The 17,553-nt window shown below is 67.0% G+C and carries 9 protein-coding genes; 6 read left to right on the top strand and 3 right to left on the bottom strand.

Annotation, left to right across the window (positions count from 1 at the left end; all coding sequences use genetic code 11):
• Nucleotides 1-381 precede the first annotated feature (381 nt).
• The 5 genes from ACW171_RS07120 to ACW171_RS07100 all read left to right on the top strand — a co-directional run bounded on the left by ACW171_RS07120 (nt 382) and on the right by ACW171_RS07100 (nt 10,113).
• Nucleotides 382-2,661: a beta-glucosidase family protein gene (locus ACW171_RS07120; RefSeq protein ID WP_492096380.1), complete on the top strand. Its 2,280-nt coding sequence runs from the start codon at nt 382-384 to the stop codon at nt 2,659-2,661.
• Between the two features lie 59 nt (nt 2,662-2,720).
• Complete coding sequence (locus ACW171_RS07115; protein ID WP_492096379.1) at nt 2,721-5,813, top strand: TonB-dependent receptor; 3,093 nt, start codon at nt 2,721-2,723, stop codon at nt 5,811-5,813.
• Between the two features lie 87 nt (nt 5,814-5,900).
• The gene (locus ACW171_RS07110; RefSeq protein WP_492096378.1) at nt 5,901-7,424 is read left to right on the top strand and encodes a tryptophan halogenase family protein; all 1,524 of its coding nucleotides are present in this window, start codon (nt 5,901-5,903) and stop codon (nt 7,422-7,424) included.
• Between the two features lie 11 nt (nt 7,425-7,435).
• Entirely contained in the window at nt 7,436-8,965 is a 1,530-nt protein-coding gene (locus tag ACW171_RS07105) for a tryptophan halogenase family protein (RefSeq protein ID WP_492096377.1), read from the top strand.
• Between the two features lie 80 nt (nt 8,966-9,045).
• Entirely contained in the window at nt 9,046-10,113 is a 1,068-nt protein-coding gene (locus ACW171_RS07100) for a LacI family DNA-binding transcriptional regulator (protein WP_492096376.1), read from the top strand.
• A gap of 100 nt (nt 10,114-10,213) precedes the next feature.
• On the opposite strand, the gene ACW171_RS07095 is transcribed toward ACW171_RS07100, so the two are convergent.
• From ACW171_RS07095 to ACW171_RS07085, 3 genes are all read right to left on the bottom strand, one after another.
• The gene (locus ACW171_RS07095; protein WP_492096375.1) at nt 10,214-12,649 is read right to left on the bottom strand and encodes a glucan 1,4-alpha-glucosidase; all 2,436 of its coding nucleotides are present in this window, start codon (nt 12,647-12,649) and stop codon (nt 10,214-10,216) included.
• Between the two features lie 11 nt (nt 12,650-12,660).
• Entirely contained in the window at nt 12,661-14,199 is a 1,539-nt protein-coding gene (locus ACW171_RS07090) for an MFS transporter (RefSeq protein ID WP_492096374.1), read from the bottom strand.
• 166 nt (nt 14,200-14,365) lie between these two features.
• Nucleotides 14,366-16,423: a glycoside hydrolase family 97 protein gene (locus ACW171_RS07085; RefSeq protein WP_492096373.1), complete on the bottom strand. Its 2,058-nt coding sequence runs from the start codon at nt 16,421-16,423 to the stop codon at nt 14,366-14,368.
• Nucleotides 16,424-16,499: 76 nt separating this feature from the next.
• Here ACW171_RS07085 and ACW171_RS07080 point away from each other — a divergent pair, with 76 nt between their 5' ends.
• Nucleotides 16,500-17,552, top strand: a complete 1,053-nt coding sequence (locus ACW171_RS07080; RefSeq protein ID WP_492096372.1) for a LacI family DNA-binding transcriptional regulator — start codon at nt 16,500-16,502, stop codon at nt 17,550-17,552.
• Nucleotide 17,553 lies beyond the last annotated feature (1 nt).

Raw genomic sequence — 17,553 nt, 5'->3', positions numbered from 1 at the left:
CGCCGAAGGCCCGCAACTGTTACGCTAAAGTCGCTCCGGCCGGGCTGTAACCATTTGTGGCCGGTTTGTGATTGTGAACGCTCTCAACTCGTGCTCTACCAACATGTGAGAGGGCGTAGACCCTCCAAGGGACGGAAAATCGAGTCGATCACTCGTACAGATGACTGAAGTCGAAGTGCTGGACGTCCGCCGCCGATCAAGTTCGGGGACGAAACCGGGGCGATGACTTCCAGTGTCCGCGACGGCGCGACACGGTCCGCGGATCGTGTCTGTTTCGAGTGGGCGTGTGAAATGGCGTAGCCGTCATTTCGCGGACCGGTCGCTGTGCGTGCGCTGTGGGATCGTTCGGCCAGAAATCCCTTGCCTGGACTTGGAGGGATCATGAGAACGGCATCGAGATTGAGAGCGTGGCGGAACCTGTCGGTGGCCGCCGTGGCCCTGATGGCCGTGCAGACGCCGGTCGCCGCCGCCTGGGCCTTCGAACAGGTCGCGCCCGGGTCCTCGGCGACGGTCGGCGACGCAGCGGCCCGCGCGTCGGCCCTGGTCGCCCAACTGACCCGGGAAGAAAAGCTACAGCTGGTTCACGGCTATTTCCCGCCGATGGCGGACCGCACGCCGGGCGCGCCGCTGGATCAGATGATCCCGTCGGCAGGCTATGTGCCGGGCGTGCCGCGTCTGGGCATACCGGCCCTGCGGGAAAGCGACGCCAGCCTGGGCGTCGCCAACCAGGTCGAGCAACGCCGCAGGGACGTGGCCACGGCCCTACCGTCCAGCCTTGCCACCGCCGCCAGCTTCGACACCGACATCGCCCATGCGGGCGGCGTCATGATCGGGTCCGAGGCGCGGGCGAAGACGTTCAACGTCCTGCTGGCCGGCGGCGTGAACCTGACGCGGGATCCCTGGGCCGGGCGAAACTTCGAGTATCTGGGCGAGGATCCGCTGCTGGCCGGGGTCATGGCGGGCGAGCACATCCGCGGCGTCCAGTCGAACAACATCGTATCCACGGTCAAGCATTTCGCCTTCAACAGCCAGGAGACGGGGCGCATGATCATGGACGCGCGCCTCGACGAGGCGGCGTTGCGTGAAAGCGACCTGCTGGCCTTCCAGATCGCCATCGAGCGCGGGCGTCCGGGCTCGGTCATGTGCGCCTACAACCGCGTCAACGGCGACTATGCCTGCGAGAGCGACTTCCTGTTGAACCAGGTGCTGAAGCGCGACTGGGGCTATCCGGCCTGGGTCATGTCGGACTGGGGTGCGGTGCACTCGACCGAGAAGGCCGCCAACAGCGGACTGGACCAGGAGTCAGGTCAGGAACTGGATCGCCAGATCTATTTCGGCGCGCCCCTGGCCGAGGCGGTCGAGGCGGGGCGGGTGACCGAGGCGCGGCTGGACGACATGGTGCGCCGAATCCTGATCGGGATGATCGAGACGGGCGCGATGGACACGCCGGTCCCCGCGACGGCCCAGACGATCGACTACGCCGCCAACGCCGAGGTGGCCCAGCGTGCGGCCGAGGCGGGGATCGTCCTGTTGCGGAACGAAGGCGGGGCGCTGCCGCTGCGCGCCACCGCGCGACGGATCGTGTTGATCGGCGGTCATGCCGACGTCGGAGTCCTGTCCGGGGGTGGTTCGTCCCAGGTGCGTTCCGTCGGCGGGGCGCCGATCGAGATCCCGCTGACGTCGGGCGCGGCGGCCTCGTTCGCGCGGCTGACCTATCACGCGTCGTCGCCGCTGAATGCCATCCGGGCCGTCGCGCCGGACGCCGAGGTCGAGTTCGTCGCGGGCGATGACGCGGCCGCCGCAGCGCGGGCCGCCCAGGGCGCGGACGCGGTCGTCGTCTTCGCGACCCAGTGGACGACCGAGGCGCAGGATGTCGAAACCCTCTCCCTGCCGGACGATCAGGACGTCCTGATCGCCGCTGTCGCCGCCGCCAACCCGAACACGACCGTCGTGCTGGAGACCGGCGGGCCCGTGCTGATGCCGTGGCTGGAGGACGTCGCGGCCGTGGTCCAGGCCTGGTATCCCGGCCAGCGCGGCGGCGAAGCGATCGCGCGCATCCTGTTCGGCCAGGTGAACCCATCGGGGCGTCTGCCGATCACCTTCCCGCGCAGCGCCGACCAGGCGCCGCGACCGACCGTCCCCGGCCTTGTGGAACTGAAGGCGTCGGATGCCGCCTCCAACGCCGGGTCAGGCGCCGCCGTCGGCTTCGAGCCCTTCCCGGTCGAGTACCCCGAAGGTTCGGACGTCGGCTATCGCTGGTACGAGCGCGAGAGCCATGCGCCGCTGTTCCCGTTCGGCCACGGGCTGAGCTACACGCAGTTCCAATACAGCGACCTCAAGATCGAGGACGGCGACCGGCTGCGGGTCACCTTCCGGGTTGCCAATGTGGGCGACCGCGAGGGCGCCGACCTGCCCCAGCTCTATGTCGCCCATGGCGACGGCGCCCGCCGGCTGGCCGGTTGGTCGCGCCTGTCGCTGAGGCCCGGCGAAAGCCGCGAGGTGGTCATCACCGCCGAGCCCCGCATCCTGGCCGAATACGACACGGCCGCACCCGGCTGGCGGATCGCGGCCGGACCCTATCGCGTCCAGATCGGACGAGACGCGCTCGACAACACTCTTGGGGGAGAGGCGCAGCTGTCGACGCAAACCCTGAAGCCCTGAATACGCACACATTGGACAAAGCCGCACCCAGAGGCGGCGACCACGGAGGAGGAAACATCATGAGACTGCACAAGAGATCCATTCTGACGGCCCTTATGGCCGGCACCGCGCTGGCCTCGCCGGCCTTTGGACAGACCGCGCCGATCCAGACCGCGCCGCTCGACCAGGACGAGACCGTCGTCGACGAGATCATCGTCACCGGCATTCGCGCCTCCCAGGCCCAGTCGATCGACATCAAGCGCAACAGTACCGGGATCGTCGATGCGATCTCGGCCGAGGACATCGGCAAGCTGCCGGACGTCACCGTCGCCGACGCCCTGCAACGCATCAGCGGCATCCAGATCCAGCGGAGCGCCGGGGAGGGCGCGACGGTGAACATTCGCGGCCTGCCGCAGGTCGTGACCCTGCTGAACGGCGAACAGTATCTGGCGCCCGGCAACCTCGGCAGCGCGCAGCCGAACCTGAACGACGTGCCCGCCCAGCTGATGAACTCGATCGTCGTGTTCAAGTCGATGGACGTGCGCAACGCCATCTCCGGCATCTCGGGCACGATCGATCTGCGCACCCAGCGCCCGTTCAACTTCGACGAGGGGCTGACGGTCGCCAAGGCCGCCGAGTACGCGACCGGCCAGGACACGCGCGAGCACGACTATCTGTTCAACGGCCTGCTGAACTGGCGCAACGACCGCTTCGGCGTGATGCTGTCGGGCGTCTATAGCGAGAGCAACCTGGGCAACAACTACTCCGGCGTTTCCGGCGGGGTGTTCGGCAACAACGACTGGGGCGGCTCGGACGCCAACTGGATCGCGCCGCACGGCTATGACAGCTTCGCCCGCGTGGTGGAGCGCACGCGCACCGGCCTGAACGGCGCCTTCACCTGGCAGATCGACGACGGCTTCACCCTGACCGGCGAAGTTTTCTACACCAAGCTGGAGGAGCATGACCGCGCCGCCGGCCTGAACATCTCGAACCGCTGGAACGGCCTGACCTGGACGACGCCGACGGCCTCGACGACGACCGGCGTGAACGGCGACAACGGCAACCCCTGGCTGGACGTCACCGAGTACGATCTCGACGTCTGGTGGATGAACTCGTTCACCGTGAACCGCACCAAGAACAACGAGTCGACCAACTTCAATCTGGAGCTGGATTACGACCGGGGCGGCCCCTTCACCTTCTCGGCCCGCGCCCTGCATGGCGAGGCCTCGCTTCTAAGCATGAACGGTCAGGTTCAGGGCGATCTGTCGGACTGGCAGTACGCGCCCGACCGCGCCTTCACCCTGTTCCGCGATCCGCTGGACCGGACCCGCGGACCCTTCTACTCGGCGGCGATCGCGGCCCAGTATCCGGCGTCGCAGTACTCGAACGGCGTCATCGGTTCGGCTGGCGGGCGCTACATCAATCCGAACCCGCTCGGCATCGGCAACGACCCGCAACTGCATCTGAACATCGGCGGCGGGCAGACGGTCTGGAGCGGCTTCGACCGGCCGATCGTCGGCGGTCTGGGGACGCGTCCGCTGACCGACTACATGTCGAACCAGGACAGCTATGCCGTCGCGGCCTATTCGTCGGAAGGCAACCAGCGCAACGAGTCCGAGCTGACGGTCCTGCGGATGGACGGCAGCTATGAGTTCCAGGGCGAGAGCGCGCTGGGCTTCATCACCAAGGTCGACGTGGGCCTGCGTCACTCCGCGCGCGAGGTGGAGATCACGAGCTTCCACCTGTTCTCGGACGTCAACGGCTGTTCGGTTCAGTGGAAGGCGATCGACGTCGTCATGAACCAGAACCAGTGCTCGGCCGGGGAACAGGTGGCCAATCCCGGCTTCAACCCGGCTCTGCCGGTCAGCGCGACCAACCCCCGGACCATCTTCCAGGGCTATACGGTCAACCGTCCGACCCGCCTGAACGCGAACAACAACACCTTCTTCCTAGATGATTACGGGTCGATAACCCGGGGTCTGCCGGGGGTCTGGGTCGTCGATCCGCGCGACTTCGACGACGTGGTCGGCTTCCAGCAGCGGGTGTTCGGCAGCGCCTACGAGGTCATCATCCCGGGCAACAGCTATGACGTCGACCTCTATGAGGACAGCGCCTATGCCAACGCCTCCATCGCCCTGGGCAACCTGACCGGCGACATCGGGTTGAAGGCGATCCGGACCGAACTGCGCGTGCGCCAGAACCAGACCGGCGACACCCGCAACTACGGCGACACCAACCTCGACGTCGGCGACACGGTCTCGTCGCGCAGCTACACCGACTATCTGCCGTCCGTGAACCTGACCTACGACTTTAACGACCGACTGAAGCTGCGTGCCGCTTACAACAAGACCATGATCCCCCTGGATCTTGGCAACTACGGCGGCGGAGTCACCGTCTCGACGGCCGATTCGGCCGGTCCGACGCCTGACGATCCCACGGCGCCGCCGGTCGGCATCCGCCGGGTGACCGGGGCCAGTTTCGCGGGCAGCCCGGAGCTGAATCCCTGGCGGTCGAACAACTACGACCTCAGCCTGGAGTACTATCTGGGTCAGGCGACCATGTTCAACATCGCCCTGTTCAAGCTGGAGATCGAAAGCTTCGTCACCCGCGCCACGGTCAACGACGGCCGCTTCGCCGACGGGGACGGCATCATTCGCCGCACCGTGCCGGTCAACCGTCCGGTCCAGGGTGAAGGCGGCTCGCTGCAAGGCGTGGAAGTCGGGGCCAAGCTCGCGCTCAGCGACTATCTGGATGAAGGCAGCTTCCTGCGCGACTTCGGTTTCGACGGCAGCTACACCTTCTCCGACAGCTCGCAGAACGCCCAGAACCTGTCGGGCGAAGACCTGCCGTTCCCGGACAACTCCGAACAGCAGATCAACGCCGCCTTCTGGTATCAGGGCGAGCGGCTGCAGACGAGGATCGCGTGGAACTACCGCACGCCTCGCCTGGCCAGCACCTTCGGGGCCATCCCGATCTACCAGGACACGGCCCAGTATGTGGACGTCAACATCACCTATGACGTGACAGACGACATCACCATCTACGCCAACGGGTCCAACGTCTTTGGCGAGATCGAGGAATACTATCTCGAATTCGAAAAGGGGGCGGAACAGTTCCACTCCCGCAACGAGTTCGAACCGCGCTGGTTCGTGGGCGTTCGCGCCCGGTTCTAGATCTCCTGAAGCCTCGGCCGGCGGCGACCTTCGCGTTGTCGCCGGCCAATCTTTTCGAGTATCCAGATTACCCGCCGAGGACCCGCCATGGACACTGCGTCCGATACCGCCATTCGCGACGTCGTCATCGTCGGCGGCGGCACCGCCGGATGGATGGCGGCCGCGGCACTGGCCCGACATCTGCGACACAGCCCGGTGACCATCACGGTCGTCGAGTCCTCCGAGATCGGCACGATCGGCGTCGGCGAGGCGACCATTCCCACGATCCGCCGCTTCTACGCCCAGCTCGGGATGACCGACGCCGAGGTGATGGGTGCGACCGAAGCCAGCTGCAAGCTGGGCATCCGCTTCGTCGGCTGGGGCGGCGCGGGATCCGATTTCATCCACCCCTTCGGCCTGTATGGACAGGACCTGGGCGGGGTGGGGTTCCATAACTACTGGATGAAGCAACGGCAGGCGGGAGATCGCACGCCGCTGGCCGCCTATTCGCTGGGCGCGTCTCTGGCCGAGGCCGGGAAGTTCGTCGAGCCCTCGCCGAACCCGCCGTCGTCCCTCTCGGTGTTCGACTGGGCCCTGCACCTCGACGCGTCGCTCTTTGCCAAACATCTGCGGGCCTATGCCGAAAGGTCAGGCGTCCGCCGGATCGACGCGCGTATCGCCAGCGTCGACCTGCGACCTGCGGACGGCTTCATCGAGGCCCTGACGCTGGACGATGGGCGAAAGGTCGGGGGTGATCTGTTCGTCGACTGCTCCGGCTTCCGGGCCCTGCTGATCGGCGAGGCCCTGGGTTCGGCCTACGAGGATTGGGGGCGCTGGCTCGACTGCGACGCCGCCTTCGCCGTTCAGAGCGAGAATGCGCCGGACGTCGACCCCGCGCCCTATACCCGCGTCACCGCCCATGCGGCCGGGTGGCAGTGGGGCATTCCGCTGCGCCATCGCGCCGGCAATGGACTGGTCTTCTCCAGCCGCCACATGACGGATCAGCAGGCCCTGGATGCCCTGATGCCCAACCTGATGGGCAGGCCGATCACCGAGCCGCGCCGCATCGGATTCCGTCCCGGTCGTCGCGACCGCACCTGGGTCAAGAACTGCGTCGCCCTGGGCCTGTCCGCCGGCTTCCTTGAGCCGCTGGAAAGCACCAGCATCGCCCTGATCGAGAACGGGATCGAGCGGCTGAAGTCGTTGTTCCCCGACAAGACCTTCGCCCCCGCCGTCATCGACGAGTTCAACGACCAGTCGGCACGCGAGATGGAACGGACCCGCGACTTCATCATCCTGCACTACTGGCTGAACGGCCGCGACGAACCTTTCTGGCGCGAGCGTCGCGAGGCTGAAATCCCCGACACCCTGGCCCGCAAGGTCGAGCTGTGGAAGGCGAGGGGACAGTTCGTCCGCTATCGCTGGGAGATGTTCCATCCGTCCAGCTGGCTGGCCATCTACGACGGGTTCGATCGCATGCCGGACCGCATCGATCCCGCCGTCGAGGGCGTCAACGCGCAGGACCTCGCGGCCAGCATGATGCAGATGAAGACGGCCATCGCCGACGTCGTCGCCCGCACCCCCAGTCACGGGGCCTTCCTGTCTCAATTCCCCTCGCCAAAAGCCGCCTGATGGAGGGCTCAATGGACGCCGATCCCAACCGCCCGATCCGCAAGATCTGCATCGTCGGAGGCGGCACCGCCGGCTGGATGGCCGCCGCCCTGATGGCCGAACATTTCAAGGGCGCGATGGGCCGGATCGAACTGGTCGAGTCCGACGATATCGGCACCATCGGCGTCGGCGAGTCCACCGTCCCGCCCTTCCTGCAACTGCTGGCCAAGCTGGGGGTCGACGAACAGGTCTTCATCCGCGAGGTCCAGGCCAGTTTCAAGCTGGGCATCGAATTCCAGGACTGGAAGACGAAGGGTGAGCGGTATTTCCATCCCTTCGGGACCATCGGCGCGCCGGTCGATCTGGCCGATTTCTACCAGCTGTGGCTGAAGGCCAGGGCGAACGGATACACGGGCGCATTACAGGACTTCGCCCCGGCCACCGCGATGGCGAAGGCCGGGAAGTTCACCCTGCCGTTCAAGGCGGCGCGCACGCCGGTCGGGGGCGCCAGTTATGCCCTGCACGTCGATGCCAAACGCGTGGCCCGCTTCCTGCGCACCTATGCCGAGGCGCGGGGGGTGACGCGGACCGAGGGCATCGTCGACGATGTGGCTGTTCGCCCTGACGGCTTCGTCGAGAAACTGATCCTGAAGGACGGACGCACGGTGGAGGCGGACTTCTTCATCGACTGCTCGGGCTTCCGCAGCCTTCTGATCGGCAAGGCCCTGGGCGTCGGCTACGAGGACTGGTCCCACTGGCTGCTGTGCGATCGGGCCATCGCCGTCCAGACCGAGAATGTCGGGCCGCCCACGCCTTATACGATGGCCCAGGCGCAGGATTTCGGCTGGCGCTGGCGCATCCCGCTGCAGCACCGTACCGGCAACGGCTACGTCTTCTGCAACAAATACCTGAGCGACGACGAGGCGACCGCCACCCTGATGAGCCAGGTCGAGGGGGCGCCGGTGGTCAAGCCGATGGTGGTGCCGTTCAAGACGGGGGTCCGCGACCGGCTGTGGGACAAGAACGTCCTGGCCCTGGGGCTGGCCGGAGGCTTCATCGAACCGCTGGAATCGACAGCGATCCACCTGATCTACCGAGGCATGGACTTCTTCTTCCGCCTCCTGCCGGACCGCGACTGCGACCCAGCTCTGGCCGCAGAATACAATCGCCGCATGCGGACGGACTATGAGGAGATCCGCGACTTCATCGTCCTGCACTACTGCACGACCGAACGGGAAGACACGGCCTTCTGGCGCGAATGCCGCGACATGGAACTGCCGCCGGGGCTCAAGCGCAAGATCGACCTGTTCCGTGTCAACGGCAGCCTGGCCGAGGGGCTGGACGAGCTGTTCCGTGCGGTCAGCTGGCAGTCGGTGATGGAGGGGATGGGGGTGCGGCCGCGCGGCTATCATCCGCTGGTCGATCGCATTCCGTTCGACGGCATGCCGGGACAGCTGGACCATGCGGCCGAACTGCTGAAGCGGGTCGTCGACGACCTGCCGACCCATGCTCAGTTCATCGCCCAGCACTGCGCGGCCGAAATGCCCCAGAAAGCCGCCTGATCTTTACGCGACGGCAGAGACGGGATCGGCTAGCGTGACCTTATGAGCAGATCGGTCCCACAGTCGTGGATGGGAGCAGCGTGCGCCGCTCCGTAACCATCAAGCACGTCGCGGCCGAGGCCGGCGTGTCCCTCCAGACCGTCTCGCGGGTCATCAACAACGGGCCGAACGTTCGTCCCGAGGTGCGCGACCGCGTCAATGCGGCGGTCGAGAAGCTGGGCTATGTGCCGAGTCTCGCAGCCCAGCGCATGGGGGGCTCCCGCTCCTATCTTCTGCTGGCGCTGAACGATCGCGACCGGACCATCGAGGGATGGCGGTTGGGCGAGGGCACCGACTGGGTCGACAAGATGCTGCTGGGCGGCATGCTGGAATGCGCCGAGCACGGCTACCGCATGATCTTCGAGCTGGTGGACACCCATTCGTCCCACGTCGAGCGGGAGGTTGGCGCGGCCATCGCGGCCCTGCACCCCGATGGCGTCATCCTGACGCCGCCGCATTCGGACAACATGCTCATCATCGACCTTCTGGTCCAGATGGGACTGCCATTCGCCCGGATCGGTTCGGTGGACGACGGGCTCGGCTTCGCCATCTCGATGGATGATCGAGCGGCAGGCAAGGCTGCGACCGCCCATCTGCTGGACCTGGGTCACACGCGCGTCGGTTTCATCACCGGCAGCGATGAATGGACGATAAGCGGAGAGCGCCTGGAAGGCTATCGGCAGGCGCTGGCCGAACGGGGTCTGGAGGTCGATGAGGCGCTGATCGAGCGAGGCGATTTTTCGTTCGCATCGGGGACCGCCGCCATGGAGGCCTTCTGCACCCTCGAGGATCGTCCGACCGCCCTGGTGGCCTCGAACGACCAGATGGGCCTCGCGGCCCTGCGGGTCGCGACCGCTTCCGGGCTGAACGTGCCCGAAGACCTGGCCATCGTCAGTTTCGACGACACCCCGATCGTGAAGTTCAGTAACCCGCCCCTGACGGCCATCGCCCAGCCTATCGCGGCCATGACGGCCGAAGCGGCGCGTCTGTTGATCCGGGCCAAGGCCGGTGACGATGACCTGCCGGCCGGCGTCGTCATTCCCTTCGATCTCGTGGTCCGCCGGTCCACCCAGCCTGTCGAGACCTCCGACGATACGTCGACCGGTTGAGCGTTCGGGTCCGGGCCGCGCCGGCGTCTCTCGTCCGGTGTCGCTCGGGTCGCTCAAGCGCGGCGCGGTGGGCTGTTCGGTCACACGATCGCGTGCCGCGTCATCGGCCGTAGCGCTCCTCGACCGGGGCATAGCGGTCCCAGACACGACGATCCGCCAGCGATCGCAGCAGCTTGATATATTCGGCATGGCTCCAGGCCAGGGGGGTCGCCGAGTCGGTGCCTGCGCCGATCTGATAGCCGCCCGGTGTCGCGCCGACGCCGTCCCAGACCTGTTCTGACAGCATCAGCCCCTGGTTCGCGAACCGCTCCATGCCGCGCACATAGGTCCGGCGGATGCGGTCGATCGCGGCGGGATCCGGCGTGCCGTCTTCCAGCAGGCGGGCCAATTCGTAGTGACCGCGCTCTCCGGTGAAGATGGGCCAGACCCGGCCGCGCTGGCCGGGCGTGTTGCCGCCGACGCCGTAGTTGCCCGCAGTCTGGGTGTTCTCGCCGTAGCCGTCGTTGCCGTAGCGCCGCCAGCCGGGGACGCCGTTCAGGTCGTAGCGGACGCGCAGCCGGTCCTCGCGCCGCTGGTCGTCGTATTCGGGCAGGGTGGCCAGGATCGAGGGCGCATCGGCCGCGCGCACGCCGTAGCGCACCAGTTCCAGGAAGCCGCCGTCGATGATCTGGTCTTCCGGCAGGGCGGGCTGGCCGTTGTTCTCGCCCAGAGGCAGCCGGTCGTTGGGATCCTCGTTGCGGCTCAGGCGCAGAAAATAGTCGCCGTCGCCCAGCGTCCCTTCCGTGGTGAACATCCGCGCTTCGACCTTCGAGGCATAGTCGTCGGCGGTCGCTTGGTAGCGGTCCGCCGAGGCGGCGTCGCCGGACGCGCGCGCGATCTCTGACGCGACCGTCAGGCCGGTGATCACGGCGGCGGTGGTCGAGGGGGAATAGCCTTCCTGCTCCTCCCAGCGCTCCTGCTGCGACCAGGGCGGGGTGACGGTGCGGTCGTTCCAGTCCAGCGCGATCGTTCCGCCGGTGACCAGGAAGTCGGCGGCCGGCTTGATCATCCGGCGGTACATCTCGGCGATCTCCGCGTCGGAGACCTCGCTCGCCTTCCACAGCTTCCAGCCCAGCATGATCGGCATGGCGGTCTGGTCCAGCTGGACCCCGACCCATTCGATCTGGCCGTCGACATGGGTCTTCTGCAGGAACCAGCCCGTCGCTCCGGTATTGCCGGGCGTCCGGGCCGTCACCTGGACCTGGGGCAGGTAGCGGAAGGCGGCGGCGGGGGTTTCGGTGTCGCCCAGGGCCATCAGGGCCATGGCCACCTGATAGAAGTCGCGCGGCCAGACGGCCTTGTAGCCGGTCGAGGACTGGGTGGCGTCGACCGTATCCCCCCACGGATTGGACAGAGAGGCGATCAGGGCGCCGGCGTGGGTCCGGTCTTCCTGCACCTTCAGCATCAGCGCCGAGGCGTAGGCGAGCTTGCCCTCGTCGGTGGACTGTTGTGCGAGGCGGGGCAGTTCGGTGAGCGTGGCCAGCCAGTCTTCCCAACCCACGGCGTCGCCCTGACCGTTATAGTTGGCCAGGACGTTGTCGAAGCCGGTGCGATAGCTGGCGATAGCCGCATCCGACGCCGCCTGTTCGCTCGCGCCGAAGCCGATGGCGAAGGTGTGGAAGCCGGCTTCTCCCTCCGCGATCGTGGGCAGGGCGCCGGTCAGCATGATGTTGCCGGTCGCATCGCCCGTACTGCGCCAGGCGTGGTCCATCCGGCCGTCTGCGAGGTCGGTCAGGCCATCTGACGTGCCGACGAAGCCGACGCTGGCGGCCGTGAACGGCTCATAGGTCACGGCCGCCAGATGGACGTTGCCCTCCGACGCGCGCAGCACCCCATAGGGACCGGTCGCATCGTCGTAGCGCGGCGCGTCCAGCGTACCGACCGACCCTTTGTCGCCGACGCCGGTGTTGGCCATGTGCGGTTCCAGCAGTGCGTAGGGGGTGATGCTGCCCTTCAGCGCGCGGACCTCGGCGCGGACGATCAGCGTCTGGCTGTCGGGGTCGGTGTAGATGGTCTTGGTGATCTCATAGCGATCCTGCCTGTCGCGCATGACGATCCGGTAGGAGGGGGCCAGCGGCCTGCCGGCCTCGTCGGTATGGGCGTATTCGATGCGCGAGGTGGTGTCGGTCCCTTCGACGGAGAGACCGGTCTCGGTCATCACGGCGAAGCGCATCTGCTTGATCTGGGCCTCATGGATCAGGCCGTACATGGTCTCGGTCAGGATGCCGTCGGCGATCGAGAACCAGACGCGCGAGACGGCGCCGGTCGGGCCGCCGTCACGATACTGGCCGTCGACATAGGCCTCGTAGGACGAACCGACACCCTGTTTGACCGCGCTGACCCAGGTGGGGGCCGCGCCGGGTGCGCCGGGAGCGGGCGTATCGCTGAGGGTTGGAACGAAGGCGGGTTCCGACGGCGCGGGCTGGCTCATGGTGGCGCAGGCGGCCAGGGGGCTCAGGGCGACGCCGAGCAGCAGGGCCGGGATCAGTCTGGACATCGGGATCACTCTCACGCGGGCGGAAGAAGGGAAGAAGGGCTGGATCTCGGCTCCTTGACGAACAGGGCGCAGATCGCGGCGATGAAGAAGGAGACCCCGCCGATCACGAGCGCCCAGACGGCCTCGCCTGCGAACAGGTGCTTGAGGATCAGGCCGAGGATGGTCGCGGCGACCAGCTGCGGTACGACGATGAAGATGTTGAAGATGCCCATGTAGACGCCCATCTTGCGCCCCGGCACCGCGCCCGACAGGATGGCGTAGGGCATCGACAGGATCGACGCCCAGGCGAACCCGACCCCTATCATCGGCAGCCACAACAGGCCCGGATCGCGGATCAGGAAGATGCCGATCAGGCCGAACCCGCCGAGCACCAGATTGATCGCATGGGCTCCCGGACGGCCGGTCTTCTTCGCCAGTACCGGAATGGCGAAGGCCGCCAGAGCCGCGACGCCGTTGTAGACGCCGAACAGGACCCCGACCCAGTCGGCGCCCGCGTTGTAGGCCGCCGAGGTCGTGTCGGTCGCGCCGTAATGGACGGCGGTGACGGCGGCGGTGGTGTAGATCCACATGGCGAACAGGGCGAACCAGCTGAAGAACTGGACCACGGCCAGACCGCGCATGGCCTCCGGCATGCGGAAGATGTCGTCGACGATCTCGGTCATGCCGTTGGCGGCCTTGGCCGCGTGAAGGGCGCCGACGGCGATCTGGAGCAGGCCGAAGGCGGTGATGCCGCCGGCGGCGATGTAGAGCTCCTTCTCGAGCCCGCTGACGGCCACGCCGATGATCGCGGCCGCCCCGACGACAGCCCAGATCATGCCGCCGAGTATGTAGGATTTCGCCGACCGTGCTGGGGCCTCCTCGCCGGCGGAATGGCCGGGCAGGGGGCGCGCGGCGTCGAAGGCTGCGACCTGCTCGGGACTGTATTCCCGGGTCGAAATCACGGTCCAGAGCACGGCCGAGAACAGGCAGGCGGCGCCGATATAATAGGCCCAGCGAACGCTGTCGGGCGTGACGCCCTCGGGTGCAACCGAGGAGACGCCGAGGCTGGACAGGATCCAGGGCAGGCAGGAGGCGAACACCGCCCCCGTGCCGATGAAGAAGCTCTGCATCGCGTAGCCGGCGGTGCGTTGCTCATCCGGCAACAGGTCGCCGACGAAGGCGCGGAACGGCTCCATGGTGATGTTGATCGAGGCGTCCATGATCCACAGCATGGCGGCCGCGAACCACAGGGTCGGGCTGTTCGGCATGGCGATCAGGGCCAGGGACGTCAGCACCGCGCCCGCCAGGAAATAGGGTCGGCGACGCCCCAGCGGCGTCCAGGTGCGGTCGCTGAAATGGCCGATGATTGGCTGAACCAGCAGACCCGTCAGCGGTGCGGCGATCCACAGGATGGCGAGGCTGTCGACCTCGGCGCCCAGGGTCTGGAAGATCCGGCTGGTGTTGGCGTTCTGCAGGCCGAAGCCGATCTGGATACCGAAGAAGCCGACGCACATGTTCATGATCGCCAGCGGGTTCAGCCGCGGGCGGATCGTCAGGAGGGGCGAACTCATTGCCCTTCTCCCCTCGAGGGAGAAGGTGGCAGGCGAAGCCTGACGGATGAGGGGGCACGCGGGCGATGACGGAAAGCGTGTCGAAGCCAAACGGACAGGTCGGCGTGACCCCTCATCCGCCCTCCGGGTACCTTCTCCCGCAAGGGGAGAAGGATCAGAGCGGCGCTCACCGGCCGCGTCCGAGCGGCACGAAGCGGATCGCCTGACCGCCGCCGGGGGCGAGTTGCAGGGTCAGGGTCTCGGCCGAGGTGACCTCGCGCTGCTCGATGACGATGTCGGTGCGGCTGCGGCCGTTTCCGTCGCGCCAATCGGCGTTCGGGCCGTCGCGGTAGATCTCGGCGCGATAGCGGACGCCGGGCTCCAGGAAGCTCAGCGACGCCGATAGGACGCGCGGATTCTCGTCGGTGATGGAGCCCAGGAACCACTCGCGGCTGCCGCGTTCCTTGCGCGCGATGGTGACGAAGTCGCCGACCTCGCCGTTCAGGACACGGGTGTCGTCCCAGTCGACGGCGACGTCCTTAATGAACTGGAACGGGCCGGGATTGGCCTCGTAGTTCTCCAGCAGATCGGCGGCCATCTGGATCGGGCTGTAGATGGTCACGTATAGCGCCAGCTGCTTGGCCCAGGTCGTGGCGACGCCGTCTGGCGAACGCGTGTTCATGCCGAAGATGCCTGGCGTGAAGTCCATCGGTCCGGCCAGCAGCCGGGTGAAGACCAGGTTGACCTCGTGCTCGGGCGGATTGCCCGGCTGGCCCCAGGCGCTGAACTCCATGCCCCGCGCGCCTTCGCGGGAGATCATGTTGGGATAGGTGCGGCGCAGCCCCGTGTCCTTGAAAGGTTCGTGGGCGTTGATGGCGACCTGATGCGCTGCCGCGGCCTGGACGACGGCCAGATGGTGGCGGCTCATGGCCTGACTTTCATGCCAGGTGAAGGTCGATCGGCCGTCCGGTCCGGCGACCTGGGCGCCGCCGGCGTCGGCGACGTAGCCGGTCTTCACCGAATGCATGCCCAGACGCTGGTTCAGGGCGAAGGCGTCCTGCATCTGCTGTTCGTAATGGAAGGCGTTGCCGCCGGTCTCGTGGTGGCCGATCAGCTCGACGCCGCGCTCACGGCCGTAGGCGGTCACCGCCTCGATGTCGAAATCGGGGTAGGCCTGGGTGAAGGAGAAGTCCGAGCCGTTGCCGAACCACTGGCCGTCCCAGCCGACATTCCAGCCCTCGACAAGCACCCCGCCAAAGCCGTTCTCGGCTGCGAAATCCATGAAGCGTTTGGCGTAGTCGGTGGTGGCGCCGTGCTTGGGACCGGAGTTCCAGCTGCGCGTCTCCAGGTGCATGTCCCACCAGATGCCGACGTATTTCATCGGCTTGAACCAGCTGACGTCGCCGATGGCGTTCGGCTCGTTGAGGTTCAGGATCAGGGCGGATTCGACCAGGCCGCCGGCGGTGTCGGTGATCTGCAGCGTGCGCCAGGGGGTGTTGAACGGCCCCTCGCGCTCGACCGCCGCATTGGTGAAGCCGGGCGTCAGGTCGGCGACGAAGCGACGGCCCTCGGCGCGGCGCAGGTTCATGCCCGCATAGTCGATCAGGGCCGCCTCGTGGATCGAGACATGGAGGCCCGAGTCCAGTCGCATCGTCATCGGCGTCTGGGTGTTGGACGCCTCTTCGATCGAGGTGCGATGATACAGATATTCCTCGCGGTTCCACTCGTGCGAGGGGATCCACCAGGCCTCGCCGTCCTCGGCGATGTTGAACTCGGTCAGCTCCGAGCCGATGCGGACGGTCTGAAGCGCGTCCTGCTGCGGGAACTCGTAACGGAAGCCGAGGCCGTCGTCATAGACGCGGAAGACGACGTCGAAGACCCGCGCCAGGGCGGTCGTCTCGCGCAGATGGACGCGAAGTTCGCGGTAGTGGTTGCGGATGAACCGGCGCTCGCCCCAGGGCTGCTCCCAGGTGTCGTCGTGATCGGTGGCGGGCTGTGCGGTGGCAGCCAGGCCGCGCTCCAGCTTGGGCGCATCGGTCAGGATGAAGCCGAGACGCGAGGCATCCACAACCGGGCGGCCGAGGCGGCTGACGCTGTAGCTGGGACGGCCGTCGCCGTCGGTGGTGACGGCCACGGTCAGGGCCCCGTTGGGCGAGGAGACGGTGATAGGCGCGGGCGCCGCGTTCTGGGCCAGAGCCGGCGAACACAGGGCACCCAGCGCCAGAACGAGCAACGGAATACGCATCGGCTTCACTCCTTTTCGGCTTCTAGATCGAAGCTCTTGCCAAGCGCCGTGCACGATGTGCAGATGACGCAATGACGTGGTTTGCAGCAAAATTTGCAGTGTTGGGGGCGGTCGCTTGAGCAAGCGATCGACCCGTCTGGAAGACCTCGCGGCCCTTGCCGGGGTGTCGATCTCGACCGCCTCGCGGGCGCTGAACGACAGTCCTGCGGTCAACGCCCGCACCAAGCAGACGATCTGGAAGCTGGCGAAGGAGCATGACTATCCGTTCCGCCGCTATATGCCCGCCGGTCCCATCGGCGCGTCCGGCACCATCGCCCTGGTGACCCCGCGACCGCAGGGACGGGAAGGGCGACTGAGCGATCCCTTCTTCCTGGAACTTCTGGCCGGGGTGGGGGAGGCGGCGCGCGAGCGCGGCTGCGATCTGGTCATGAGCCACGTTTCGCCCGCGAACATCGACGACCTGAACGCCGCCATGACGACAAGCCGCGCGGACGGCGTGATCTTCCTGGGTCAATCCACCCTGCACTCGGCGTTCAACCGGATGGCGGAGACGGACGGCCGGTTCGTGGTCTGGGGCGCCGAATTGCCGGACCAGAACTACTGCTCGATCGGGTCGGACAACATCAACGGCGGGCGACGGGCGACGGCCCATCTGGCGCGGCTGGGGCGCAGGCGCATCGTCTTCCTCGGCGACCTCGATCCGCCCGAGGCCATGCAGCGTCAGCGCGGCTATCAGGAGGCCATCGAGGCGGCGGGTCTGGGCGTCGATCCCGACCTGATCGTGCCGGCCCATTTCGAGGTCGAGAGCGCGGAAGCCTCGGTCGATTCCATGATCCGGCGCGGGCTGGATTTCGACGGCATCGTCGCGGCGTCCGACCTGATCGCCCTTGGCGCCGTGCGGGCGTTGCTGCATGCGGGCAGGCGGGTGCCCGAGGATGTCTCGGTCATCGGCTTCGACAATGTGCCGTTCAGTCGCTACTCGCGACCGGCCCTGTCGACCATCGCCCAGGACACGATGAAGGCCGGCCGGCTGATGGTCTCCAAACTGCTGGACCACGCCGGAGAGGGTGGCGGGCGCTCCGAGCGCATCCCCACCGACCTGATCGTGCGCGAGACCTGCGGCGGCTGAC

Source organism: Brevundimonas sp. FV1ye28, assembly GCF_058681135.1.
Note: the sequence above shows the minus strand (reverse complement) of the source record. Positions and strands in the feature narration are given on the sequence as shown.

What these genes read in the sequence shown, in the direction of transcription:
- ACW171_RS07120 (WP_492096380.1), top strand. Translation starts at nt 382, where the DNA reads ATGAGAACGGCATCGAGATTGAGAGCGTGGCGGAACCTGTCGGTGGCC.
- ACW171_RS07115 (WP_492096379.1), top strand. Translation starts at nt 2,721, where the DNA reads ATGAGACTGCACAAGAGATCCATTCTGACGGCCCTTATGGCCGGCACC.
- ACW171_RS07110 (WP_492096378.1), top strand. Translation starts at nt 5,901, where the DNA reads ATGGACACTGCGTCCGATACCGCCATTCGCGACGTCGTCATCGTCGGC.
- ACW171_RS07105 (WP_492096377.1), top strand. Translation starts at nt 7,436, where the DNA reads ATGGACGCCGATCCCAACCGCCCGATCCGCAAGATCTGCATCGTCGGA.
- ACW171_RS07095 (WP_492096375.1), bottom strand. Translation starts at nt 12,649, where the DNA reads ATGTCCAGACTGATCCCGGCCCTGCTGCTCGGCGTCGCCCTGAGCCCC.
- ACW171_RS07090 (WP_492096374.1), bottom strand. Translation starts at nt 14,199, where the DNA reads ATGAGTTCGCCCCTCCTGACGATCCGCCCGCGGCTGAACCCGCTGGCG.
- ACW171_RS07085 (WP_492096373.1), bottom strand. Translation starts at nt 16,423, where the DNA reads ATGCGTATTCCGTTGCTCGTTCTGGCGCTGGGTGCCCTGTGTTCGCCG.